The organism is Methanobrevibacter sp., from assembly GCF_015062985.1.
GTDB lineage: Archaea > Methanobacteriota > Methanobacteria > Methanobacteriales > Methanobacteriaceae > Methanocatella.
Window position 1 is genome coordinate 13,413 of the sequence record NZ_SUTI01000017.1, and the last position, 22,999, is coordinate 36,411.

24 protein-coding genes and 1 pseudogene are annotated in these 22,999 nt (G+C 33.5%); 9 read left to right on the forward strand and 16 right to left on the reverse strand.

All coding sequences use genetic code 11. The features are described from left to right. Positions 1-130: 130 nt before the first annotated feature. From mptA to cofG, 3 genes are read left to right on the forward strand one after another with little or no spacing between them, the layout of a single operon-like run. Positions 131-1,072 carry a GTP cyclohydrolase MptA gene (mptA, locus tag E7Z77_RS07835; RefSeq protein WP_292752449.1) on the forward strand — a complete coding sequence of 314 codons (942 nt, stop codon included), beginning with the start codon at positions 131-133 and terminating at the stop codon, positions 1,070-1,072. Positions 1,073-1,083: 11 nt separating this feature from the next. Continuing rightward, positions 1,084-1,524: a DUF2120 family protein gene (locus tag E7Z77_RS07840; RefSeq protein WP_292752452.1), complete on the forward strand. Its 441-nt coding sequence runs from the start codon at positions 1,084-1,086 to the stop codon at positions 1,522-1,524. 2 nt (positions 1,525-1,526) lie between these two features. Next, a complete protein-coding gene (gene cofG / locus E7Z77_RS07845) occupies positions 1,527-2,618 on the forward strand; it encodes a 7,8-didemethyl-8-hydroxy-5-deazariboflavin synthase subunit CofG (protein WP_292752455.1) in 1,092 nt (363 codons plus the stop codon). On the opposite strand, the gene E7Z77_RS07850 is transcribed toward cofG, so the two are convergent. Beyond that, positions 2,605-3,333 (reverse strand): class I SAM-dependent methyltransferase family protein, encoded by a 729-nt coding sequence (locus tag E7Z77_RS07850; RefSeq protein WP_292752458.1) that lies wholly within the window; start codon positions 3,331-3,333, stop codon positions 2,605-2,607. The genes cofG and E7Z77_RS07850 overlap by 14 nt on opposite strands. 186 nt (positions 3,334-3,519) lie before the next feature. On the opposite strand from E7Z77_RS07850, the gene psmB reads away from it, so the two are divergent. The 4 genes from psmB (at position 3,520) to comC (ending at position 8,346) form a co-directional block, all read left to right on the forward strand. After that, complete coding sequence (gene psmB, locus E7Z77_RS07855) at positions 3,520-4,134, forward strand: archaeal proteasome endopeptidase complex subunit beta (protein WP_292752461.1); 615 nt, start codon at positions 3,520-3,522, stop codon at positions 4,132-4,134. A gap of 128 nt (positions 4,135-4,262) precedes the next feature. Continuing rightward, positions 4,263-6,176 (forward strand): beta-CASP ribonuclease aCPSF1, encoded by a 1,914-nt coding sequence (locus E7Z77_RS07860; protein WP_292752464.1) that lies wholly within the window; start codon positions 4,263-4,265, stop codon positions 6,174-6,176. A 93-nt stretch (positions 6,177-6,269) separates the two neighbouring features. Further along, positions 6,270-7,289, forward strand: a complete 1,020-nt coding sequence (purM, locus tag E7Z77_RS07865; protein ID WP_292752467.1) for a phosphoribosylformylglycinamidine cyclo-ligase — start codon at positions 6,270-6,272, stop codon at positions 7,287-7,289. Positions 7,290-7,317: 28 nt separating this feature from the next. After that, complete coding sequence (gene comC / locus E7Z77_RS07870; RefSeq protein ID WP_292752469.1) at positions 7,318-8,346, forward strand: L-sulfolactate dehydrogenase; 1,029 nt, start codon at positions 7,318-7,320, stop codon at positions 8,344-8,346. A 14-nt stretch (positions 8,347-8,360) separates the two neighbouring features. On the opposite strand, the gene E7Z77_RS07875 is transcribed toward comC, so the two are convergent. The 5 genes from E7Z77_RS07875 to E7Z77_RS07895 are packed head-to-tail and all read right to left on the reverse strand — an operon-like array spanning position 8,361 to position 13,466. After that, entirely contained in the window at positions 8,361-10,148 is a 1,788-nt protein-coding gene (locus tag E7Z77_RS07875) for a DNA-directed DNA polymerase (protein WP_292752472.1), read from the reverse strand. Then, a complete protein-coding gene (locus E7Z77_RS07880) occupies positions 10,149-11,171 on the reverse strand; it encodes an AI-2E family transporter (RefSeq protein WP_292752475.1) in 1,023 nt (340 codons plus the stop codon). A gap of 16 nt (positions 11,172-11,187) precedes the next feature. Beyond that, positions 11,188-11,988, reverse strand: coding sequence for a dihydroorotate dehydrogenase electron transfer subunit (locus E7Z77_RS07885; RefSeq protein ID WP_292752478.1), 801 nt, complete (start codon positions 11,986-11,988; stop codon positions 11,188-11,190). 2 nt (positions 11,989-11,990) lie between these two features. After that, positions 11,991-12,902 (reverse strand): dihydroorotate dehydrogenase, encoded by a 912-nt coding sequence (locus E7Z77_RS07890; RefSeq protein ID WP_292752481.1) that lies wholly within the window; start codon positions 12,900-12,902, stop codon positions 11,991-11,993. A 24-nt stretch (positions 12,903-12,926) separates the two neighbouring features. Further along, positions 12,927-13,466 carry a glycosyl transferase gene (locus E7Z77_RS07895; protein WP_292752484.1) on the reverse strand — a complete coding sequence of 180 codons (540 nt, stop codon included), beginning with the start codon at positions 13,464-13,466 and terminating at the stop codon, positions 12,927-12,929. A gap of 198 nt (positions 13,467-13,664) precedes the next feature. On the opposite strand from E7Z77_RS07895, the gene E7Z77_RS07900 reads away from it, so the two are divergent. After that, complete coding sequence (locus tag E7Z77_RS07900; RefSeq protein ID WP_292752487.1) at positions 13,665-14,816, forward strand: ATP-binding protein; 1,152 nt, start codon at positions 13,665-13,667, stop codon at positions 14,814-14,816. Between the two features lie 3 nt (positions 14,817-14,819). After that, a complete protein-coding gene (locus E7Z77_RS07905) occupies positions 14,820-15,461 on the forward strand; it encodes a fibrillarin-like rRNA/tRNA 2'-O-methyltransferase (RefSeq protein ID WP_292752490.1) in 642 nt (213 codons plus the stop codon). Between the two features lie 98 nt (positions 15,462-15,559). Here E7Z77_RS07905 and E7Z77_RS07910 read toward each other — a convergent pair whose 3' ends face one another. The 10 genes and pseudogenes from E7Z77_RS07910 to E7Z77_RS07955 all read right to left on the reverse strand — a co-directional run. Beyond that, the gene (locus E7Z77_RS07910; protein ID WP_292752493.1) at positions 15,560-15,796 is read right to left on the reverse strand and encodes a hypothetical protein; all 237 of its coding nucleotides are present in this window, start codon (positions 15,794-15,796) and stop codon (positions 15,560-15,562) included. Between the two features lie 44 nt (positions 15,797-15,840). Further along, the gene (locus tag E7Z77_RS07915) at positions 15,841-16,179 is read right to left on the reverse strand and encodes a hypothetical protein (RefSeq protein WP_292752496.1); all 339 of its coding nucleotides are present in this window, start codon (positions 16,177-16,179) and stop codon (positions 15,841-15,843) included. Positions 16,180-17,609: 1,430 nt separating this feature from the next. Next, positions 17,610-18,230 (reverse strand): phosphopantothenoylcysteine decarboxylase, encoded by a 621-nt coding sequence (locus tag E7Z77_RS07920; protein WP_366510259.1) that lies wholly within the window; start codon positions 18,228-18,230, stop codon positions 17,610-17,612. 25 nt (positions 18,231-18,255) lie between these two features. After that, positions 18,256-18,768: a flavoprotein gene (locus E7Z77_RS07925; RefSeq protein ID WP_292752499.1), complete on the reverse strand. Its 513-nt coding sequence runs from the start codon at positions 18,766-18,768 to the stop codon at positions 18,256-18,258. Positions 18,769-18,791: 23 nt separating this feature from the next. After that, the gene (locus E7Z77_RS07930; RefSeq protein WP_292752502.1) at positions 18,792-19,349 is read right to left on the reverse strand and encodes a PsbP-related protein; all 558 of its coding nucleotides are present in this window, start codon (positions 19,347-19,349) and stop codon (positions 18,792-18,794) included. A gap of 10 nt (positions 19,350-19,359) precedes the next feature. Then, positions 19,360-20,028: an endoglucanase gene (locus E7Z77_RS07935; protein ID WP_292752504.1), complete on the reverse strand. Its 669-nt coding sequence runs from the start codon at positions 20,026-20,028 to the stop codon at positions 19,360-19,362. A gap of 58 nt (positions 20,029-20,086) precedes the next feature. Next, the gene (gene pheA / locus E7Z77_RS07940; RefSeq protein ID WP_292752506.1) at positions 20,087-20,893 is read right to left on the reverse strand and encodes a prephenate dehydratase; all 807 of its coding nucleotides are present in this window, start codon (positions 20,891-20,893) and stop codon (positions 20,087-20,089) included. A gap of 40 nt (positions 20,894-20,933) precedes the next feature. Beyond that, entirely contained in the window at positions 20,934-21,734 is an 801-nt protein-coding gene (locus tag E7Z77_RS07945; protein WP_292752508.1) for a CBS domain-containing protein, read from the reverse strand. A 22-nt stretch (positions 21,735-21,756) separates the two neighbouring features. Next, positions 21,757-22,692, reverse strand: a complete 936-nt coding sequence (locus tag E7Z77_RS07950; protein ID WP_292752511.1) for a CBS domain-containing protein — start codon at positions 22,690-22,692, stop codon at positions 21,757-21,759. 61 nt (positions 22,693-22,753) lie between these two features. After that, a pseudogene (locus E7Z77_RS07955) lies at positions 22,754-22,999 on the reverse strand (7-carboxy-7-deazaguanine synthase QueE); the annotation flags it as partial.

Sequence of the window (22,999 nt, forward strand, 5' to 3'; positions counted from 1 at the left end):
TATTTTTTCATAGTATTAATGAATAATTATATAGGAATAATTTTTTTACAAAATTAATAAAATTACATTTAGTATATAAATAAAAAGAAACAATAAATATTAATATTTAAATTAAATAGAGGTTATGAAATTGGCAGTTTGCTTACCCGATACTCAAGACGACGCTCCAAGCATACCTATAAAATTAACTAGAGTGGGTGTGACCGGAGTTAAGAAATTATTACAACTAGAAAGAACAAATAAACGACCTATAATATTGTTACCTACATTTGATGCATTTGTAGATTTACCAAATGATCAAAAAGGTGTTCATATGTCTAGGAACCCGGAAGCAATTAGTGAAGTTCTTGAAACTGTTGCTAAAGACTCTACAGTAGACATTGAATCATTATGTGCAAAGATTGTTGAGAAAATGATGATTAAACACGAATATGCAAAACGTGTTGAGATATCCATGACTACTGACTTCATGTTCATGAAAGAGTCCCCGGTAACTAAAAATAAAACTCAGGAAATGGCTAAGTTAATAGCTAAAGCCGTTGGAAAAAGAGATGATGACGGTAATATTGACATCAGAAAAAGCATTGGTGCTGAACTTATCGGTATGACTGTTTGCCCTTGTGCACAAGAATCCGTAAGAGAATCCGATAAAACTAAATTATTAGAATTCTTAGATGAAGAAACTACCCAAAAAGTATTAGATACAGTTACCTTCGCTTCACACAACCAAAGAGGAATTGGAACATTATTAATTGAAGTTCCTGAACACTACACTATCAAAGCTGAAGATTTAATTGAAATCATCGAAAGTTCAATGAGCTCACCTGTATGCGAGTTACTCAAAAGACCTGATGAGAATGCAACTGTAATGAACGCTCACAGAAAACCTGTTTTTGTTGAAGACTGTGTCAGAAACATGATGGAAAAAATTGCCACCAAATATTCTGATTTGCCTGATGATGTTCTAATAACTTCACGTCAAGAAAATCAAGAAAGTATTCACAGGCACAATGCATTTGCCGAAAAGGTAACTACTTTAGGTGAATTAAAAGAAGAATTGGGCATTGAATAGGACTTGATTTAATGAAAAAAACATATGAAATCGCAGGAAAAGTAATGGGATTTTTTGATTCATTCAAAGGATCCAGACCTGCAATCAACAATGATAAAATTCTAATTGTTAGAGGAAGATCACGAAAGGTAATTCCACTTGATGAGTTTGAATCCAAACTTAGTGAAGTTGGAGAAATTCTCGGAGGAACCGAACTGGAAGCAACTTCAGAAAAGGTAGGGGAAATCCTAAAATCTGGAGATAAACATATCAAAGAAAACGAATTAACTACAAATTCTGTTGATGAACATGGATTTATCAGAATGAAGGAAGAACTTGAATCAATGGGGCTCGTAGTTGGATATAAAATATTTGAGCTCCCAAGTTTTGATGTGGTTGTTGCAATCTGGGAAGACAAAAATGAGATTCCTCCGCTTTATGTGGAAGTTACTGTTTCTGAACGCGAAGGATAAAAATGCAATCAAATTTAACAAAAGAGGATATTCTCCAAGTATTGAATGCAACTGACAGTGAAATAATTGATTACATGTCACAAACAGTGCAATATAGGGAGAATAATCTTATTACTTATTCTAAAAATGTATTCATACCCTTGACTGAGATTTGCAGAAATGACTGTGGATACTGCAATTTTAAAAAAAATCCTGATGACCCTGAAGCCATTATTCTTAAAACCAAAGATGAAATCCTGGAAAGCTTAAAAGAAGCTGAACAATATGGGTGTAAGGAAGCACTTTTTACTTTTGGCGAAGATGCCGATGAAGAGGAAATAGTCCGTTTGAAATTGGCCGAATACGGCTACGATAAAATGATTGACTATATTGTAGACATCTGTCAAATGACACTGGATGAAACAACATTGCTGCCTCACACCAATGGAGGAAACTTCAGTTTTGATGATTTGAAAAGGCTGAAGGAAGTCAATGCATCACTGGGACTTATGCTTGAAAATTCATCAAATAGACTGATGGAATTGCCTGCACACAAAAAAAGTCCGGGCAAAAATCCCGAACTAAGACTGGAAACCATTTCAAATGCAGGGAAACTCAAGATTCCATATACCACAGGGATTCTAATCGGCATAGGAGAAACAAAAGAGGAAGTTGCCGAATCATTATTGGCCATCAGAGAGCTTTATGACACATATGGACATATCCAGGAAGTAATCATTCAAAATTTTACTCCAATACCTGGAATAGAAATGGAAAATTGGCCTGAACCTAGCTTTTTGGATATGATCAGAACCGTGATAGCCGGAACATTGCTGTTTGGAGATACTGATGTCAGCATTCAAGTTCCACCTAATCTAAACAATGAGACTGCCCAGATATTCCTGCTCTGCGGTGCAGATGACTGGGGTGGCGTTTCACCGGTGAGTCCTGATTATGTGAATATTACTTCACCATGGCCCGGCATCGATGAACTTGAAAAATTAACAGTTGATGCAGGATTTGAATTGACTGAAAGATTATGCGTGTATGAAAAATACATCAACAATGAATGGCTAAATGCAACTCTTTTAGAGAAAATAGCTAATCTATCCTAGCATCGACGACGACATGCTCTACACCAGGAGCATATTTTTTAATTTTATTTATTTTTAATAGGGTTACTTCACGACCGCCCGCCTGAGCAGTAATCCTCTCGATTGGTCGGGTATCAATCAGTTTTTCAGGTACGGTTTCATGATAATGCAGAATTCCACCCTCATTCAAACTGTCAATAGCTACTTTTAAGTAATGATGGGTTGTTTTTACATATCCCATGACAATACGATCTGCCTTAAATTTAGGGGTTTCAATCATACAATCCCCTAAAACAGGAGTGATATTGCCTAATTTGTTTAATTTAATGTTTTCACATAAAAAATTGTATGAATTCGGGTTTATTTCAATAGCTATGACTTCCTTTGCATTTGAATGAACGCCTATGGGAATGGAAAAATAGCCAATTCCTGCAAACATGTCAATGACAGTTTCATCATCCTCAACCAATTTTGCAATTCTTAACCGTTCATTATTATTCCCTTTGGACCACATTACCTTAGATAAATCCAACTTAAATAGGCATCCGTTTTCCTTATGTATCGTTTCGGTTTCATCTCCCCAAAGAATCTTATAAACAGGCTCCCTTTTAGTTCCCTGAATATGGTTAATCTTCATTATGGTTTTTACATTATGTTTTTCAGATAAACTTTCTAAATCATCATTTTGATAACTATTATCCAAAATTAGAATATCCCCAATTTTTTTGTATTTCATTTATTCACCTTTTGAAAGAAAAGTTTATATATTCAAATAGCTAATATTAATATTGTTAGTTTATACTAATTATTGATTCTGATTTTAAATAAAAATTAATTTAACTAAATTAGTTTATATTTTGTTATATTAACCTATGAGTAGTTGAAATTAGATATTTTAAATACTTGTATGAGGTGTATTTAAATGGATGATAAAATATTGGAAGGTACAACAACCGTTGGAATTACTTGCAAAGACGGAGTTGTATTCGCAAGCGAAAGAAGAGCTAGTATGGGAAACTTAGTAGCTCATAAAGTAGCAGAAAAAATATTTAAAATTGATGATCACATTGTAACAACCATTGCAGGTTCCGTCGGTGATGCTCAAAGTTTAATGAAAGTTATTGAAGCTGAAGTTTCATTATATCAAATGAGAAACAATGATTCAATTAGCGTTAAAGCAGCAGCATCCTTGACCGCAAACATTTTGCGTTCAGGACCAAGGTATATCCAAACTTTACTTGGTGGAATGGATGGGGAAACTCCATCATTATATTCCATAGACGCTGCAGGTGGTATGATTCAAGATACTTACATCTCAACCGGTTCAGGATCTATCGTGGCATACGGAGTTCTTGAAGACAGATACAGAGATGATTTGACAATCGACGAAGGAATTGAAATAGCCATAAGAGCTATCAGAGCTGCTGCCGAACGTGACACTTATTCCGGTAACGGATATTTAGTCGCTAAAGTAGATAAAGACGGCTTTGAAATGTTAGGTAATGAAAAAATTAAAGAAATTTTAGATAAGATATAGACAAGACTAATTTTTCATAACTAACTATTTTTTTATATAAATGGTGTACTGGTTTATGAAATTTAACTAATTATAGCTTAAAGCTTTTCTTAAACCATCTATACACTAACTTTTTTTGAAGGGATTATATGACTTCAGACATTTTGGAAGATATTAAAAAAGAGATTTTGCAAAAGCTGCCTAATGAAATTCAGGTTTCAAAAGTTGAATTTGAAGGTCCGGAAGTAGTAGTGTATACTAAAAATCCGGAAATCATTACTGAAAACGGAGACCTCATTAGGTCACTTGCTAAAGAACTTAGAAAAAGAATTATTATCAGATCTGACAAAAGCGCTTTGCTAGAGCCTGAAAAAACAATTGATAAAATACATGAAATTGTTCCGGAAGGCGCTGAAATTACAGACATTTATTTTGATACAGTTACTTGTGAAGTGGTAATTACTGCCAAAAAACCAGGTCTTGTAATTGGAAAATATGGTGTTACTTCAAGAAATATTGTTAAGAACACCGGTTGGGCGCCTAAAATCTTAAGGACCCCTCCAATTAGTTCAGACATCATTGGAAAAATTAGGACAATACAAAAAAACAGTAGTAAAGATAGGAAAAAATTATTGCAACGCCTTGGACGTCAAATTCACCAAGGAAGCAAATACCCGAATGATTGGGCAAGAGTTACTTCCATGGGAGGATTTAAAGAAGTCGGACGTTCATCAATGCTTTTACAAACACCTAACAGTCGTGTATTATTAGATTGTGGTGTTAATGTTGCTGCATCAGACAACAAAAGTGCATTTCCTTTTTTAAATGCTCCTGAATTTTCCATTGAAGAATTGGATGCTGTTATCATATCTCACGCTCATTTGGACCATTGCGGATTTGTACCTTACCTTTACCATTACGGATATGAAGGACCAGTTTATTGTACAACCCCAACCAGAGATTTAACAACATTATTACAATTCGATCACCTGGATATCGCTCACAGAGAAGGCAATCCTTTACCGTTCACTTCAAAACATGTTAAACAGCAAATTAAGAATACAATTACCCTAGATTATGGAGAAGTAACAGATATCTCTCCAGACATCAGATTAACTTTACATAATGCAGGACATATCCTAGGTTCAGCAATCTCCCATATGCACATTGGAGACGGAGCTCATAATTTAGTATATACTGGAGACTTCAAATATGAACCTTCAAGATTACTTGAACCTGCTACAATCAGATTCCCTAGAGCTGAAACCGTTATCATGGAAAGTACCTACGGTGGAAGAGAAGATGTCCAACCTTCCAGAAACAATGCTGAAAAAGAAATGATGAAAACCATTTACAGAACACTTAAACGTGGCGGAAAAATCTTAGTGCCTGTATTTGCTGTGGGAAGGGCACAAGAACTTATGGTTGTTCTGGAAGAATACATGAGACATGGATTAATTGAAGAAGTACCTATATACATTGACGGAATGATTTGGGAAGCTACTGCAATCCATACTGCAAGACCTGAATACTTAAGCAAAGACTTAAGAGATCAAATATTCCACATGGGCAGAAATCCATTTGTCTCAGACATGTTCAAAAAAGTTCAAAATCATGACCAAAGGAAAGAAATTGTTGAAAGCAGACAGCCTGCAATTATCTTATCCACTTCAGGTATGTTAACCGGAGGAAATTCCGTAGAATACTTCAAATGGTTATGTGAAGATGAAAGAAATACCTTAATCTTTGTAGGATATCAATCTGAAGGTTCAATGGGAAGAAGAGTCCAAAAAGGATGGAAAGAAATTCCTCTTGAAGATGATGATGGAAGAACTAGAGAATTCCAAGTCAAAATGGAAATCAAGACAATTAATGGATTTAGTGGACACTCAAATAGAAGACAATTAATGGAATACGTTAAAAGACTTAATCCTAGACCTGAAAAAGTTATTACATGTCACGGAGACCCTTACAAAACCGTTGATTTAGCTTCTTCTATTCATAGAAGTTATAAAATCGAAACTAAAACTCCAATTAATTTGGATTGTGTGAGAATACATTAATAATTAAATACTAATTTAAACATAGTATTATTATAAGGAATGTTGTAATAATTTACAACATTTAATTTATTTTTAAAAGAATAGGTGTAAAAAATGGTTACATATTCAGAATCCGGTGTGGATATAGATTTAGAAGCAGTTACTGTTTCAAAATTGGCCGATAAATTAAAATCAACATTAGAATGCAGAGACATTATTACAGACAGCGGTCATTATGCTGCTTTAGTAAAATTAGGTGATAAAGCTATCGCAATGAGTACTGATGGTGTTGGAAGTAAAATTTTAATTGCAGAGATGATGAACAAATACGATACAGTCGGTATTGACTGCATTGCAATGGTTGTCAATGACATATTATGTGTTGGAGCTGAACCAATTGCATTAGTAGATTATCTTGCAGTTGAAAAACCTGACCCTGAAAGGGCAGCTGAAATCGCTGAAGGTCTCGTCAAAGGTGCCAACGAATCCAAAATTGCGATTATCGGGGGAGAAACCGCTTCACTTCCAGGAATCATTAAAGATTTTGATTTAGCTGGAACAGGTATTGGATTTGTGGATATTGACAAGATTATTACCGGTGAAAACATCCAACCTGGAAACGTTTTAATCGGTATTGAAAGTAACGGTATCCATTCCAACGGATACAGTTTAGCTAGAAAAGCATTGTTTGATGATGCAGGATATAGTGTTGATGATAAAATGCCTAATGGAAAGACCACCATTGGTGAAGAATTAATCAGACCCACTGAACTTTATGTTAAACCTATTGTTAGCCTATTTGAAAAAGAATACAATATTAATGGACTTGCTCATATTACCGGAGGAGGATTTACCAATCTCAGACGTTTGAAAAAAGGCGTTGGATATGATATTAACGACCTTCCTGAAGTTCCAGAAATATTTAAACTTATTTATGAACAAAATGTGGATATCCAAGAAATGTACAGAGTTTTCAATATGGGTGTCGGTTTTGTTGTTATCTGTGACGAAAGTGAAGCAGATAAAATCATGGATACTTTAAAAGAATACTGCAATTGTCAAATTATCGGTAAAGTAACCGATGACGAGAAAATTACTGTTAAAGCATTTGAAGGATCTGAAATTGAATACTGATTTGATTAACTAATAAAGAGGGGATATGATGAAGATAATGAAAGATAAGGAAATAGCTCTTGTAAAGGAAATATTGAAAAAATTGGGAGCTAGTGAAGAAGATCAGGAATTAGTGGCAGAAGCTACTATTGATGCAGACTTAAAAGGATTTACATCACATGGGTTAGGCAGATTCCCACAATACCTCATTAGTATTAAAGCAGGAACAATCAACTTAGAAGAAAACATCACTATTGAAAAAGAAACACCTGCAATAGCTTTAATAAATGGTAACAGCGGATTCGGACAAGCAGTATCCTATAAAGCAATGCAAATTGCAATTAAAAAAGCTAAAGAAGTTGGTATCGCATGCGTAGGTGTTCATAACACCAACCACTTTGGAGTTACCGGATTTTACTCTGATTTGGCATTAAGGGAAAACTGTATCGGATTGGTGCTTGCAAATACAGACCCTGCAATTGCACCATTAGGAGGAAGCGAACCCTTAATCGGAACCAATCCTTTAGCATTAGGAATTCCATCTGACTCATACATCACTGTGGACATGGCAACTTCAGTTACCGCACGTGGTAAAATCATCGAATCAAAAAGAAAAGGTCTCGATTTGCCTGATGGATGGGCATTAGACGAAAATGGAAACCCAACCAACGACCCTGAAGAAGCATTAAAAGGATCAATTTTACCATTCGGCGGATTCAAAGGATATGCATTATCATTATTAATTGAAATCTTGACCGGACCATTAGTACAAGCAGGATACGGTTATGGAGTAACCGGTACCGCATCTCCAGACAAAGACTGTACAAAAGGAGATTTATATGTTGTAATTGACCCTTCCAAATTCGGTGACTTTGATGAATTTAAGGCAAACACCGAAGAATTTATTTCACAAGTCAGGGCTACCGGTGAAAACGTAGCTATCCCTGGTGATTTGGAAGTTAAAAGAATTGCTGAAGCCGAAGAAAACGGTGTGGCAATTGATGAAAAATTATATGAACAATTAAAAGAAATCTGTGTCGATTTAGATGTCGACCTCGATTCTTACTTAGAAGAATAATTCTTATTCTTCATTTACTCTTTTTTTTGATATTTAGCATAAAAACCATCAGTATCGGCGTATATTGTGTAAAATCCAAATTCCTCCGCCATTTTAATAGATGACTTGATATACTGCCTTCCCCAGGAAGTAATTGCCTTTGCACATTCAAATGAATACCATCTGAATCTAGGGAAACCATAAATTCCATACATTGTATTTGCAAGTCTTTTTATAGCCTGTTGCTGAACATCAAGCGCTTTTTTCTGGGTTTCATCATCAGATGCCTTCATTTTACGTTTGATTCTGAATCTTTCCTGTAAAATCTTATCAATAACTGAAGGAATGAAACCTTGAGGTTCCTTTTTAAATTTAAGCCCATGTTCTGGAGAAATATTATAATCATCTTCGTTTTCAACATCCCCCAAAACCATAACATCCGGAGATATGTTTTTTGAAATGATGATGCTTGGGTATAGGCTCCTGAAGTCGAACTGAACTAAATTTTCATGCAAACCCTTTTCAGGTTCGCGCACATAACCACCCTCATTGTCCTCAGCAGCTGCACGATTAGCAAAATTGGCTCCCTGCTTGTTTGGAACGATTTCTTCATCAAAATACGCTTGCTTAACTAAAAACCATTCAGCTTGTTGGCCTGTAGCCATACGTGAAACATCAAACAGCGGTTGGCCTATGATACGGGTCAATTCTAAATTAAGAGGTAATGTCTGCTCGGCAATCTTCAATGTTGAAACAACATCATCAAGAGAATAATCGAAGAGGTTATCCAACTCATCACCTTCATTATCCCAGAATTCCCAGATTCTATCTCCCGGAACATCTATCTTTTCTTCGCCGAAAAGTTCATAGTAAACTCTTTCCAATGTATACCTCTCAAGAGTCATGTACCTTCTCATTACCAGATATAAATCGACATGAATCAAACCTTTGAATGAAGCTGCGTTGGCAAATCCTCGCCTAATAAACCTTATGTCAGATCCGTCCATTCCAATGTCCAAATCAACGCCCAATATCTTAGCCCTGTCCTTAAGATATGGGAAGTCGAAATTATCGGAATTATAACCCACAATAATGTCAATATTATTTTCCTTTATGATTCCTACAAACTCTTCAATCATTTCCTTTTCAGACCCGACTTGATTTACAAAGTCATCCCTGTCAGGAGAATTGATTTTTGTAGATATTACCTGATTTATTCCGAAATTGGTTGAAACACCAATCATGATTATCTCATCCTCTTCAGAATTTGGCATTCCATGGGGGTTTCTAACCTCTAAATCAAAACTCAAAATACGGAAATCATGAGGATATTCCTTAACACGTTTTAAATCTTCAGTCAATTTGATTATTTCAATATCCTGCTTTGAGCAGTCCAAATCCAGAAATGCATCCATCTTTTCTCCCACTGCAATGACTTCAGTCATCGGAATAACATCCCTGTCCATAAGATATCTTCTGTAAAACGGAATATCAAATTCTCTTATATCAATGACATTTTCCAAATCTCTTAAAGCATCCCTGCTTTTTGCAAGCTCTTGAGGGTGCTTGAATGTGACTTTCAAGAATTCCTTTTCTATTTGGAAATCCTTTTTAATGACCTTTTCAATGCGGACAACATCAATATTATCCTGAATTTCTTCCAAACAAGCATCCAAATCATCTGCAACCACATATAAATATGCTTCAAAAGTATCATCAATCAAAATAACATTTTTGTCGCCGTCTTTGGAAAATAATCTTATAACCGGCTTATCTTCAAAAGTGACATAATCTATGTCTAAAATAACAACATTTCTCTGCATTTATTCATCTCCGATTAGATACTCCTTTCTATAGCTATCCAAAACAGCGTAGGTTATTCCCAGTATTAAAGGTCCGACAATAAAACCAACGATTCCATAGACTAACGGACCTGATAAAAATCCTATAAGCAAAATCAACGGATGGATGTTCGCATAGTGACTGGATAACATCGGTCTGATGTACATGTCTATAGTGCTTAGGAAGAATCCGAATAGCAATACCACTATTGCACGAGGATAGTTGCCGGACACCACATCTACGAAGAATAATGCCCAATATATCGGCCAAGGACCGAATATTGGAATCAATTGTAAGATTCCTGTAATGACCCCTAAAAATATGCCGTACGGATATCCTAAAATGCTGTAACCAATACATCCGAAAATTCCAATGATTACAGATGTCAGGAAATGCCCATAAAATATGCTTCTTAAAACATCCTCCACTTCTTTTATGGTATCGTCGAAAAATTTCTTTGAATCCTCAGGGACGAAATCTTTGATAAATTCCAAGCATTTGCCTCCATCACGGACAAAGTAAAACACTGAACAGATTAAAATAAACAGGTCCAGTGAGATATTGAGAAATTTGCTTAAGAACTTGACTGAGTAACTCAACAGATAGGAGGAAGCTTGCTGTAATCCTGAATGTAAATATGAATCTATTGAACTTGAGCTAGAACCCATAGGTAAAAAATCAGTTAAACGTGTAATGGAGTCCTGAACCTCCACATAGGAATTGCTTGCCAAAAATGATGCCGTAAAAGATGAAACTTCGAATGTAATGTATCCCACCAATAAAAATAATGGGATTAACACAACTATCATGGCAAGCAAAATAGAAATTGTAGAATATTTAAGTTTGGATTGGATTTTGAAAGCTACAGGACGAATTCCATAGGCTAAAATAGCTCCCAAAATAATCATGTTTAAAACTGGGAAAATAAACATTAATGAAATCAATAATAAGAAAATAATTACTAATCTTTCTGGAGTCAGGTAGTCATTTATGTTTATTCCCATATTGTCACCTTTAAAATTAAAATTTCACACCGGATGCGTCTCGCCTATATTTTCCGAACTCAGTAATCTTATAGATCTTATCATTTTCAAAAACAGGCCCTTCAACACAGATTCTCCATCCTTCACTATCAACACAACATTGTCCACATACTCCGAGAGCACATTTCATATATCTTTCAAGAGAATATTGTGCAGGAATCTTAGCATCTTCAAGAATATCAAAGATCCCTTTCATCATTATTTCAGGGCCACAAACAAATGCATAATCATAAGTCGAATCTTCAAGTAAATTAATTGTGCAATCAGTAGCGAATCCTCTAAATCCGAAACTTCCATCATCAGTGCAGTAATGGACATTTGCACCTAACTTTTCCAGCAAATCCCCATACAATAATTCATCTTTAGTGACTGCAGCGGCAACAACATCAACGTCATTTCCTTTTTTAAGCAAATCACTGGCTATTGAATGAATCGGAGCCATTCCGACACCGCCACCAATGGCTAAAATCTTTTTGCCTTCAAAAGTGTTGTTGAAACCATTTCCATAGCTTCCCCTAACACCTATCTTGTCTCCGATTTTCAACTCATGGAGTTGTGATGTGAATTCACCAATATTCTTTACACTAATGGCCAATTCATTATCATTAATTTGAGCTATGGACATTGGTTTTTCGTTTTTAAAGTTCCAAACCATTACAAACTCACCAGGGTTCGGTTTTCCTAATGTTTCCATATCCCAATCGAATTTGAAAGTTTTAATTGTAGGAGTCTCATCAATAATCTCTTTAATTTCAACAATTTTCGGTTCGTTAATCATGTTTACAACTCCCTGTGTGCAAGTCCAACCATCTCATCTATAGATGAAAATCCTTTTTCGCTCATGAATTTTTCCAAACCATCATTAATTTGAGCAAATACCTCTACACCCTCATCCATAATGGCTGTACCTATCTGAACTGCTCTTGCACCTGCATAGATAAATTCCACAACATCTTCCCAGCTGTAAATTCCACCAACACCAATTAATGGAATGTCAACCGCTTCATAAACTGAATAAACATTACTGATTGCAATCGGTTTGATTGCACGGCCACTCATTCCACCGAATTTGTTTGACAAAACCGGACGGGCAACATCAATGTTGATTTTCATTCCAGGACCCAATGTGTTGATTAATGACAAAGCGTCAGCCCCTGCATCTTCACAGGTCTTTGCAATTTCAGTAATGTCTGTCACATTAGGTGTTAATTTAGCGATTATAGGAACCTCTGCGGCATCTTTTGCAGCTGAAACAATAGTATGTGACAAATTACAATCCTGGCCTATTGATGCTCCATATCCATCCATTGCATGAGGGCATGAAATATTCAATTCAATCATATCTACAAATTCCTGAACTTCTTCGACCAATCTTGAAAATTCATCAGGTGTTGCCCCATAAATGGAAGCTATGACAACATTGTTGTCCTTTTCAATTTTCTTAAGCTCCTCTTTGAAGTTGTCTACGCCAGGATTTGATAGTCCGATTGCATTTATTATTCCTCCTTCAACAGCAACTGTTGTAGGATTAACATATCCTGGATGAGGATTAAGTGAAAATGATTTGGAAACTACTCCCCCTGCACCGGATTTTAAAATCCAATTCATTGATGAGGCATTACTTCCCATAATACCTGCTGCCAACATCAAAGGATTTCTGAATTCCACTCCACAAATATCTGTTTTCAACATGATATCAACTTTGTAATTAATTATTTAATTAGTTTTTGTTATTTTTTCAATGATTTCCTGATATTTCTCATTTTGTAGTTTTAAACTAATTATGTTAGTCTTATTAGATTTAATAATTTCTTCATTAGATTTTATAAGATTTGCAATTTGTTCATCCTGTTTTTCGATGATGGAATCCTTCTGTTTAAGTAAATCTTCATAGTTTTTAGTAATTTTTTTAAGCTGCATATCCAAATTTTCAGTGTTTGCATTTAACTGGCCCTTATAATCATCAATTAAAGACCTCAAATACTTGACCTGATCCTGCTTATCTTCAATTATGCTTTCCTTTTCCTTAATTTTTTCAGACAAATCATCAAGTTCCTTAATCATTGCCTTATCATAATCTATTTTAGTGTCAAGCTTATCCTCTAAATTTTTATTTTGGTATTTCAATTTAGTGGAATACAATTTCAGCTTGTTGATTTCTTCCTTTCTGTTTTCCAATTCCATATTCAACTCATCAATCTCAGCATTTTTGAGTTCGAGTTCATATTCCAAATCTTTCAAACTTTTCTCTGACATAATTACAAATCCAAAAAATAGTATAATCCCATAAAAAATTATAACCTTTAAATAAATTAAATCTTTTTATTACGATATACTCCTGGCGTGAACTTTAAAAAATTAATAGACAATAGTTAATAAAACATGATGAAATGAATGCTTCTGCCAGTTCAGTCATGAAAATACTTATTAAAAATAAAAAAAATATTTAATTTCATGGATTGTTATATAACTTACTGCATTAAAGGATTTTTGGCTTTTAATGATGATAATGAATTAATATGTGAAAAGTTATTCCCCGAAGATGAAATAATCAATAGACTGATTGAAATTGACAGCAAGCAAATTGTAAAGGAAGAACTGGAAATAATAGATGAAGTTTCAAAGGATTATGATAACATCATTATCGAATCAAATAAGCGTTTATCCGATTACAAAAATGATAAAATCAAAATACAAACCCCAAATAAAGCCGGAGAATTCTTGAGAAGCAATTATGAAAAATTTGATATTGACCCTGCCGAATTAAATGAAATCTATCAGAATTTGGCGATTTATAAGATAAAAAAGGAATCTGCCAGTGAAGACAAGCACCTGATTCAAGCCATCAACTCAATCGACGAAATTGATGAAAGCATTTCCAAACTGATTGAGAGAATCAGGGAATGGTATGCACTATACTTCCCTGAAATGGAAGTTATTAGAAACAATGAGACTTATATCAAACTGATTTCACAAAATAAAACAAAAGACAACATTATCGCAGCAAAACCTGATGCATTTCCTGAAGAAATTATTGATATTGATGAAGATATCGATCCAAATGATTTGGAAATTATGAACAATTACGCCAATTCTATTTATGAACTCCAGAAATCCAGAAAAAACATTGAAGACTACATCGATAAAAAGATGGAGTCAATAGCACCAAATCTAAAGCTTCTTGTTGGATCCACTTTAGGTGCCAAACTGATTTCACATGCCGGAGGGCTTAAAAGGCTTGCAATGTATCCGTCAAGTACTGTTCAGATAATGGGTGCTGAAAAAGCGTTGTTCAGGCATCTGAAAAGCGGAGATCGCCCTCCAAAATATGGTCTGATTTATCAACACCCACAAGTAAGAGGCGCAAAATGGTGGAACCGTGGAAAGATTGCAAGAATGCTCGCCGGAAGAATATCTCTTGCCGTTAGAAAAGACGTTTTTACCAAAACATTTGATGAAAATATTGCTGATGAATTTAAACTGAAAGTGGAAGAAATCGAGAAAAATAATCCGTTTCCTACAAAAACAACTAAAAAAAGGAAAGAAGAAAAGAGCAAATCCAAAAAAAGCAGGAAAAAAGGCAAAAAACATAAAAAGAGGAGATAGAGCATGAATGTTTATTTTAAAGATGGAAACATCGCTACCAAAAATTTAAATCCTGGAACATCAGTATACGGGGAAGAATTAATTCAGGAAGATGTTGAATACAGGATATGGAATCCAAGACGTTCAAAATTATCTGCAGCTCTTTTAAATGGATTAAAAAATTTAGAAATTGAAGACACATCAAAAGTATTATACCTTGGCGCATCAACAGGTACAACAGTTTCACATATTTCCGACATTGCAACCAATGGAAGGATTTATGCCGTTGAATTTTCACCCACTACAGCAAAAAAATTAGTTCAACTGTCCCGTCAAAGGCCCAATATTTCTCCGATTTTAGGAGATGCAACCAAACCCAAAGGATATTTGAATTTAGTTGAAAAGGTGGACTTAGTGTACTGTGATGTGGCCCAGCCAACACAAAGCGAACTGTTTATGAGAAACATGAATTTATTCACAAAGGGTGATGGTGTTGGACTTTTAATGATAAAGGCCAGAAGTATTGATGTAGTGCAGAAGCCTAAAAAGATTTTCAAGGAACAGGAAAAGAAATTGATTGCAAAAGGTTTTAAGATTATCGAAAAAGTAAAACTGGAACCTTACGAAAAAGACCATATTACATTACTAGTGGAAAAAAATTTTTAAAAAAAATCAGTTGATTTCATCCAGATAAACAGGGCAAAATGCTATAAAATTTCAATAATAAAAAAAAGGGAATTTGAAATTCCCATTAATCTATTTTATCATTGTTTGATAGTAATTACAGTACTATTTAAACCTAAAACCCTTGAATAATCGATTTTATCTGCAATTTTATTTAAAACGGCAATATTTTCAAATTCAAGATTTTCATTTTCAATAACCGGATTAAATTCAACTCCAGTATCCTTAACGGAAATCAAAACATTATCCTCATTATTTCTAACAATGACATCAATCGCATCAACATTCTCATTAGTGTTAATGATATTTACAAGCATTTCCTCAATAGCCAGACTTACTAAAGCAGCTGAGTGACTGCCCTTTAAGTAATCTTGAACATCCTGGCTAGATTGACAGCTTCTTCAACATCACCCGAAATGGTATATTGGAAAACTTTTCCATCATCATTATGCTTATTAATGAAAAATCCTGTGTATTCCCCCTTAGTCTTTTTATTCATGTATTTTGAATAACCGAATATGAATAGGATTGTTAATAATTCGGCTATTGCAAATGAAATCCAAATTCCATTCCCTCCGATTGCATAAGCTAGTATAACTGCAAGTGAAATTGGCAATACAAATCCTTCAAGCAATGAAATAATTGTGGATAACCTGTTTTGTTGAATTTCCTGAGCAGAAGACAAGTCAAATAAATTCATCCTATTTACCCATAAATTTAATTCATTCCGTTAAAAGTAACTCTTAATACAAATAATGCTCAAAAACATTATAAATACTATTTTCCCATTCGCCAATAACCAAATAAAATTTATGACATCATCAGGCTCCGATAATATCAATTCTTTTTGATTAAAATTTTTTGCAATATTCATGCCACTACTCAATAAGTGTCATATATATTACTTTTTAAATTATTCTCCATTAAATCTTGTGAGATTATCGCTTTTTCACGAAAGATTATTTTGAATTATTTACAAAATTCGCAGATACAAAACCCATAATCTGCAGACTAATAGAAAAATGTATGATGAGAATACATTGAAATTATATGAAATATTAAAAAAAAGAATTAAATGTAAAATACACAATTGAAATCAAACATGAAGAAAAATCATTTAATATTCGACTTATAACTGAACATCAAAAGGTTTAAACCAATTTAATTTTTCAAAATATTCTCAAAAAGAGATGACCTACACCAATAGCCAAAAAGATATATTCACCATATCCCAACAAATATACTTAGCTTTGAAATTATCCAGTTCAAAATATTTAAAAATTTTCTCGAATAAAACAGACAACCAATAATTTTTCAACACAAACTATACAAATCAGAAACATTTAAAATTTAAAATCAAAATTCCCACAATATTAAAAGAAAACTCAAGATAAACTTTTTAAAATTAATCAAAACTTGAAAGAAAACTATCATAAAAAAGGCAATACTGCAAGGTCAATGCTAGAAAAATTTTTAAAAAAATCACCCAATTTTTGAGTGATAATCAACTAAAAAATAGCTCTGAGAGAATTAAAAAAATACTACAAAAATGGCCAAAAAGTATTACTTAGATACCTTTTTATACTAGAAAATAAGATATTATAATTGCTAATGCAAATAAAATAAAAGTTCATTGAAACGTCCTTTAGGTAGATTCACTCTATTAATCACTCCATTTAACTAATACCTAAAGGCATGAACTTATTTTATTAAAATATTTATTTTGAAAAGACTTTTTTTTAAACTCGATTTTTACATAATTTATTCTAAAAAGTATTACTTTAATGGGCTTATATTTACCTATAGATTTACTTATCAAATCAAAAATCTAAATCATCAAATTGAAAACACTGAAATTAATTTTCAATAGGATATAATTTTACAACTAACAAATAAGATTAGAGATAAAATTTTTTAATAAAATTAACCCCATAGAATGCTATTTAGTTTAACCCAAATTTTTAATGATTGACAATGAAATCAAATGAGAAACACTATTAAAAATATTAGAAATATGGTTGATTAACTAACAGTTATGGAAGCAAATGTTAAAAATTTTAAAAAGAATTTTCAATATAATGAAAGATACTATTAAAAAGAATGAATTCCAAATATAAGATATACATTCACTTATATTTTTTCAGAGATTACGTCAAAAATAACTTTTGCAATTTCTCTTTTTGATGACAAAGGCACTGACATCACCTCATCGCCGACAATTATAACCTCATTATTATCAGATCCGAAATGACATTCATTTTTAGAAATATCGTTTGCAATAACAATGTCGGTTCCGGCAGCTTCAATCTGTTTTCTTGCACAGGAAATGATATCCTCCCTTGAAATATTAAATTCTGCCTTAAAGCCCACTAAAAAAATATCCGGATTAATCTTTTTAACTTGGCGAATAATCTTTGTAGTTGGTTTTAAGTTTAAAAATAGAGAACTGTTAGAATCAATTTTTTTATCATCAATCTTTTTAAATTCAAAATCCGAAACGGCCGCAGTTGAAATGAAAATATCAAAATCAGGAACCAGTCTTAAAATGACCTCATTCATTTCACTGCTGGTTTCAACATGTATCACATCAAACACTGATGGAATTTCAACACTGACGTTAGCAACAACCAGAGTCAGATCGGCACCTCTGATATATGCCTCTTTTGCAAGCGCCAAACCCATTTTTCCAGAGGATTTATTGGTTATTCCCCTAACTGAGTCAATTGGTTCATAGGTTCCGCCAAGACTAATTAAAACTTTTTTGCCTTTAATAAAATCAATCCTTCTTATTTAAATTAATTGTCCTTAATGATTCAAGAACTATATCATCTTTTGATGGGAATTTGGCTTTTCCCTCATCCATTCTTGGCTTGATGAATTTTGCTGAATCTTCTTCTTTAATTTTATCAATATTCTCTTTGATGGCAATATACATTGAATCATGCATGGATGGCACAAACAAAATTGGAGTATCATGCCCGTATGCAGTAATCAAAAGAGTGGAAATTGCATCATCAGCTATTTTATGTGCAAATTTGGATATTGTATTGGCAGTAGCCGGAGCAACTAAAATTAAATCCTCCTGAGAGTACTTTACATGCTCGATTTTACCTGTTAATTTTGTTACGACTTCATTACCTGTTGCAAATTCCATTGCATTAGGATGGATAATTTCACAGGCCGCATCACTCATAAAACATTTGACTTCAATACCATTACGTCTAAATTCACGGGCCAGTTTAATGGATTCGGTAGCTGCAATACTACCTGTAACACATAGAATAATCATAAAATCACCATAAAAAAAGAAAATTATGTTATTTGAATATCATCCAGGATGAACTCAAATATGTATAGGTTTTCTTCAAATTCACTTGGCGGAGCGCTGTATAATAATACATAAGCCTGACCACCTTTTTCAACCCAAACCGCCTTGTGTTCTTTTTCAACACCAGTACTGTTTGAAGTGTAAACATATTCCACAGCATCAATATTACCTAGTCTAGTTCCACCGGAAGAAACCAACTTGTATGATGAATCTCTCTGCATCTGATGATAGGTATCATTGACAAAAGTATAAAACTCACCTTCAATAGGTTTTTTCTCAATAAGAATAGTTACTTGACCCACACCTGCAGAATCTATTGAATCCAGTTTGGAAATTGCCAATATGGCATATGGTGAAGTTGTCTCAGAATAACCCCAATTAGAAGGGTAATTGATAACGACACCACCCTTTGACAATGATAACATTTCAGCATTAGCAGTATCAGAAGTATTCTGTGCTGCATTGATGCATGAAATAGCTGAAAACATTAATAATAATAAAACAATGATAAATATGCCATTTTTATAAACATTACCTTTCATACAATCACCTTTAATGACCACCATCTGTTGTTGTCTCTATATTTGAACCTCCATCAGCAGATTGCTCACTACTGCCAGAATCATGAGTTTGATCTTGTGATTGCGATGTGTCCGCAGTGGTTTCAACTTGATAGTCGTTGGACTGGTTATAGTCATTATAATCAGTATAATTAGTAGTCTGTGTAGTATTTTCCGCAATATCTATAGTAAATTCAGGGAATGCAGTATCTTGAACAATAGCAACAGAGTGAGCATTAGATATTGAATTAAAATCTAAATTAAACACACCGTAACCTACTCCAACAGTAAAACCTAAAACTAACACCAATACAAGCAATAACTTAAATGTCCCACTGTCCATAGGTTGTTTTTTCGGTTTATTATATTTAGCATCATCCTTTTTAGGATTGATAATATATTTTTGAACTAAATCCTGTCTATTATCCTTCTTTTTATTTATGGTAGGCTTTTTACTTCTTTTTTCATTAGACTGTTTATAAAGCGATTTGCCTTGCATAGATCTTATTCTTTTAGTAGCATCTCTAGCATCAATAGCATTTAACTTATCTTCATATTTAGAGCGAAAATAACTATACTTTTCAGCAGAAAGCTTACCAGATTGATAATCTGCTTCCAAACTATCCATTATTGCAAGAAGTTTATCTCTATCACTTGACATTCCTACCCTCCCTGATTTTATTATAATATAAGTTTATATTTAAACATTAATTTATAGTTTACTTAAATTCAGGATAAGAACCCAAAACTTTTAAAAAATATGTATTTTCTTTTATCTCATCAATGATGCTTTGAACAACATCATCATTTCTATGGCCATTGAAATCAACAAAAAATAAATATTTACCCAATCCTTTTTTAGACGGCCGGGATTCAATCTTGGTTAAATTAATATTGTTCTTTTGAAAAATGCCTAAAATCTTATACAATCCCCCAGGCTTATCTTCATAGATTGAAAATATAATAGATGTCTTGTCGCAGCCTGTAGGTTCATGATCCTCTTTTGAAAGCACAACAAATCTTGTTTCATTATTCTCATTATCCTGAATATTGCTTACAAGAACTTCCAAATTATACAACTCTGCTGCTTTTGAATTGCCGATAGCAGCCTTATTTTTGAATCCTACAATGTTTTTAGCCGCATTAGCAGTACTTATTGCGTAATGAGGTTGAATTCTATGTTTTTCAATGAATTCCTGGCATTGAGATATGGCTTGAGCATGAGAATATACATCCTCAATGTCTTCCATAGAAGTTCCGGGATTTACAATAAGATTTTGATTAATCGGAATGATTATCTCTTTGAAGATTTTTAAGTCGAATTTATGAGCCAAAGAATCCAATGTGATTCCAACAGGTCCTTCAATTGAATTCTCAATCGGGACAATACCATAAGTTGATTCAGATGCTGAAACACTTTCCATTACTGCAGGAATGGTGCAATATGGAATTAAATCATCTCCAATCATACTAGCTACTTCGTGGGTGAAAGTTCCTTTAGGTCCTAAAAAAGAAATTAACGGCATATTAATACCCCCGAAAAAAAAATAAAAAAAGAAAGAAATATTAAGATTCTAATTTTTCAATTAGTCTTAATATGTCTGTTTGTGTTATAATACCGATGATTTTACCTTCATCGACAACAGGCAATCCATTGTATCCAGTTTCTATCATGATTTTAGAAACTTCACTAATGGACATATCTTTTGAAACATAAGATGGGTTGATTGACATGATTTCTTCAACAAAAACCTCCTTGATTTGGGATTTTTGGTGTTTTTCCGGAACATTTTTTCTAAAGTCAATGAATGCTCTCATTAAATCTTTAGAAGTAATCATTCCTACAAGTTCTTCATCATCAACAACCGGCAATCTTCCAACATTAGACTCTAGCATTTTTCTTCTTGCATGAATAAGCCTATCATTTGGAGAAACGCCGACTACATCTTTTGTCATTATCTCTTTTACAGTTATCTTGTCAAATGCAATTCCCACAGCAAGTGTGACGAAATCCGCTTTTGAGACTATTCCAACCATCTTGTCTTCACACATGACTGGAACAGAACCGATTCCGTTTTCAAGCATGACACTTGCAACTTCACCTAATTGCATTGTTTCCGGAACTGTAATTACATCCTTAACCATTACAGATGAAATATGAAGTCTTGATGCAGGCATACTTTCATATTTTGAAGAACCGAGTTTGTTTGCAATATCCCTTTCTGAGATAATGCCCACCAGTTCCTTATGATTAGTTACAGGTAAACGAGAAACATTGTGTTTACGTAATAATCTTAAAGCATCAGAAAGATTTTGATCTTTGTCTACAGTAATAATATCTTCAGACATCAAATTCTTAATTTGCATATTATCATCTCCTATAATCTGTTTATGCTCTTTTAACTGCGTTTAAAATATCTCTTTCAGTGATGATACCTACAACATTGTCATCTTTAACAATTGGAACTCCACCAATATTTTTTTCAGCGAATAATTCACATAATTCACCAATTGTCATGGTAGGTTCAACTGTAATTGGGTCTTTAGCCATAATTTCAGAGATATTGGTTTGCAATACATCAGTTGCTAAGTTTGAATTTAAATTATCGAATAATTCTTTAGCATTTAAAAATCTAATCACATCAGTAGAAGTTAAGATACCTAATAATTTTTTAGCTGCTTTAGAAATATCTGCTTCTCCACCGACAACAGGAATTCTCCTTAAACCATTTCTAACCATGATTTTGCATGCTCCTTCAATAGGAGTTCCAGGAGTTGTTGTGAATACTTTAGGACTCATATAATCTTGCACGGTTTCTTTACCTGCCATGCCTGCCAAGGATAATGCAATGTCCCTTTCAGTTACGATACCTACAAGTTTTTCATCAGCATCTACAAGAGGAATAGCTCCTAATTGGTTATCTAACATGGTTTGAATAGTTTCGCCAATGGAAGCTTTATTAGATAATGTAATTAAATCACGGGTCATAATTTCTTTAACTGGTTCGTTGATTGCAGCTAAGAAATTGTCTTCATATTTTTTCTCAATAATGTTGAATTTTTTTCCTCCACCAAAGAAATCTAATATATCCATTACTGTTACAATACCTAATAACTTACCGGAACCTGGATCAGTAATTGGTAATCTTCTGAATTCGTGTTCCATCATTACTTTAGCAGTGTCTTTAATACTTTTTGAAGGAGGAATTGAAACTACATCTCGAGTTGCAATAGCCATGATGTCTCCTTCTTTATCATGAACTTTTGTCACACGTTCAACTGCACCTGTATTTGATTTTCTGTTAACGGATGTTTTATCTTTCATTTTCACACCTCAATTTACATTTGCACTTCAAAATTAAATAAAATCAATATTAAAAACAAAATTACTCAATATCCAAAATCTTATGGATTTGAGGAATGGTGGAAACTTCAAAATATTGCCCAACAATTTCAGAAAAACTAAATAATCTAAAATTAATATCTCTCCAGTCCCCTAATGGGCTAGAAGGTTGGATAATTATTTTAATGTTGCTTTTGTTTGAAATACTCTCAGATAATTTTTCAACTACCTCTTTAAATGACTTTATTTTTGTTGAAGGCAATATAACTACTTTACAATATACATTTAT

Bases quoted from the DNA above. Each gene is read 5' to 3' on its own strand.
- E7Z77_RS07890 (WP_292752481.1), bottom strand. From the start codon at position 12,902: ATGTTGAAAACAGATATTTGTGGAGTGGAATTCAGAAATCCTTTGATG.
- E7Z77_RS07950 (WP_292752511.1), bottom strand. From the start codon at position 22,692: ATGAAAGATAAAACATCCGTTAACAGAAAATCAAATACAGGTGCAGTT.
- E7Z77_RS07840 (WP_292752452.1), top strand. From the start codon at position 1,084: ATGAAAAAAACATATGAAATCGCAGGAAAAGTAATGGGATTTTTTGAT.
- E7Z77_RS07905 (WP_292752490.1), top strand. From the start codon at position 14,820: ATGAATGTTTATTTTAAAGATGGAAACATCGCTACCAAAAATTTAAAT.
- E7Z77_RS07915 (WP_292752496.1), bottom strand. From the start codon at position 16,179: ATGAATTTATTTGACTTGTCTTCTGCTCAGGAAATTCAACAAAACAGG.
- E7Z77_RS07875 (WP_292752472.1), bottom strand. From the start codon at position 10,148: ATGCAGAGAAATGTTGTTATTTTAGACATAGATTATGTCACTTTTGAA.
- E7Z77_RS07930 (WP_292752502.1), bottom strand. From the start codon at position 19,349: ATGAAAGGTAATGTTTATAAAAATGGCATATTTATCATTGTTTTATTA.
- E7Z77_RS07945 (WP_292752508.1), bottom strand. From the start codon at position 21,734: ATGCAAATTAAGAATTTGATGTCTGAAGATATTATTACTGTAGACAAA.
- E7Z77_RS07910 (WP_292752493.1), bottom strand. From the start codon at position 15,796: ATGCTTGTAAATATCATTAACACTAATGAGAATGTTGATGCGATTGAT.
- purM (WP_292752467.1), top strand. From the start codon at position 6,270: ATGGTTACATATTCAGAATCCGGTGTGGATATAGATTTAGAAGCAGTT.
- E7Z77_RS07860 (WP_292752464.1), top strand. From the start codon at position 4,263: ATGACTTCAGACATTTTGGAAGATATTAAAAAAGAGATTTTGCAAAAG.
- cofG (WP_292752455.1), top strand. From the start codon at position 1,527: ATGCAATCAAATTTAACAAAAGAGGATATTCTCCAAGTATTGAATGCA.
- E7Z77_RS07900 (WP_292752487.1), top strand. From the start codon at position 13,665: ATGGATTGTTATATAACTTACTGCATTAAAGGATTTTTGGCTTTTAAT.
- E7Z77_RS07895 (WP_292752484.1), bottom strand. From the start codon at position 13,466: ATGTCAGAGAAAAGTTTGAAAGATTTGGAATATGAACTCGAACTCAAA.
- pheA (WP_292752506.1), bottom strand. From the start codon at position 20,893: ATGCCGTTAATTTCTTTTTTAGGACCTAAAGGAACTTTCACCCACGAA.
- E7Z77_RS07935 (WP_292752504.1), bottom strand. From the start codon at position 20,028: ATGTCAAGTGATAGAGATAAACTTCTTGCAATAATGGATAGTTTGGAA.
- psmB (WP_292752461.1), top strand. From the start codon at position 3,520: ATGGATGATAAAATATTGGAAGGTACAACAACCGTTGGAATTACTTGC.
- E7Z77_RS07880 (WP_292752475.1), bottom strand. From the start codon at position 11,171: ATGGGAATAAACATAAATGACTACCTGACTCCAGAAAGATTAGTAATT.
- E7Z77_RS07925 (WP_292752499.1), bottom strand. From the start codon at position 18,768: ATGATTATTCTATGTGTTACAGGTAGTATTGCAGCTACCGAATCCATT.
- comC (WP_292752469.1), top strand. From the start codon at position 7,318: ATGAAGATAATGAAAGATAAGGAAATAGCTCTTGTAAAGGAAATATTG.
- E7Z77_RS07850 (WP_292752458.1), bottom strand. From the start codon at position 3,333: ATGAAATACAAAAAAATTGGGGATATTCTAATTTTGGATAATAGTTAT.
- E7Z77_RS07885 (WP_292752478.1), bottom strand. From the start codon at position 11,988: ATGATTAACGAACCGAAAATTGTTGAAATTAAAGAGATTATTGATGAG.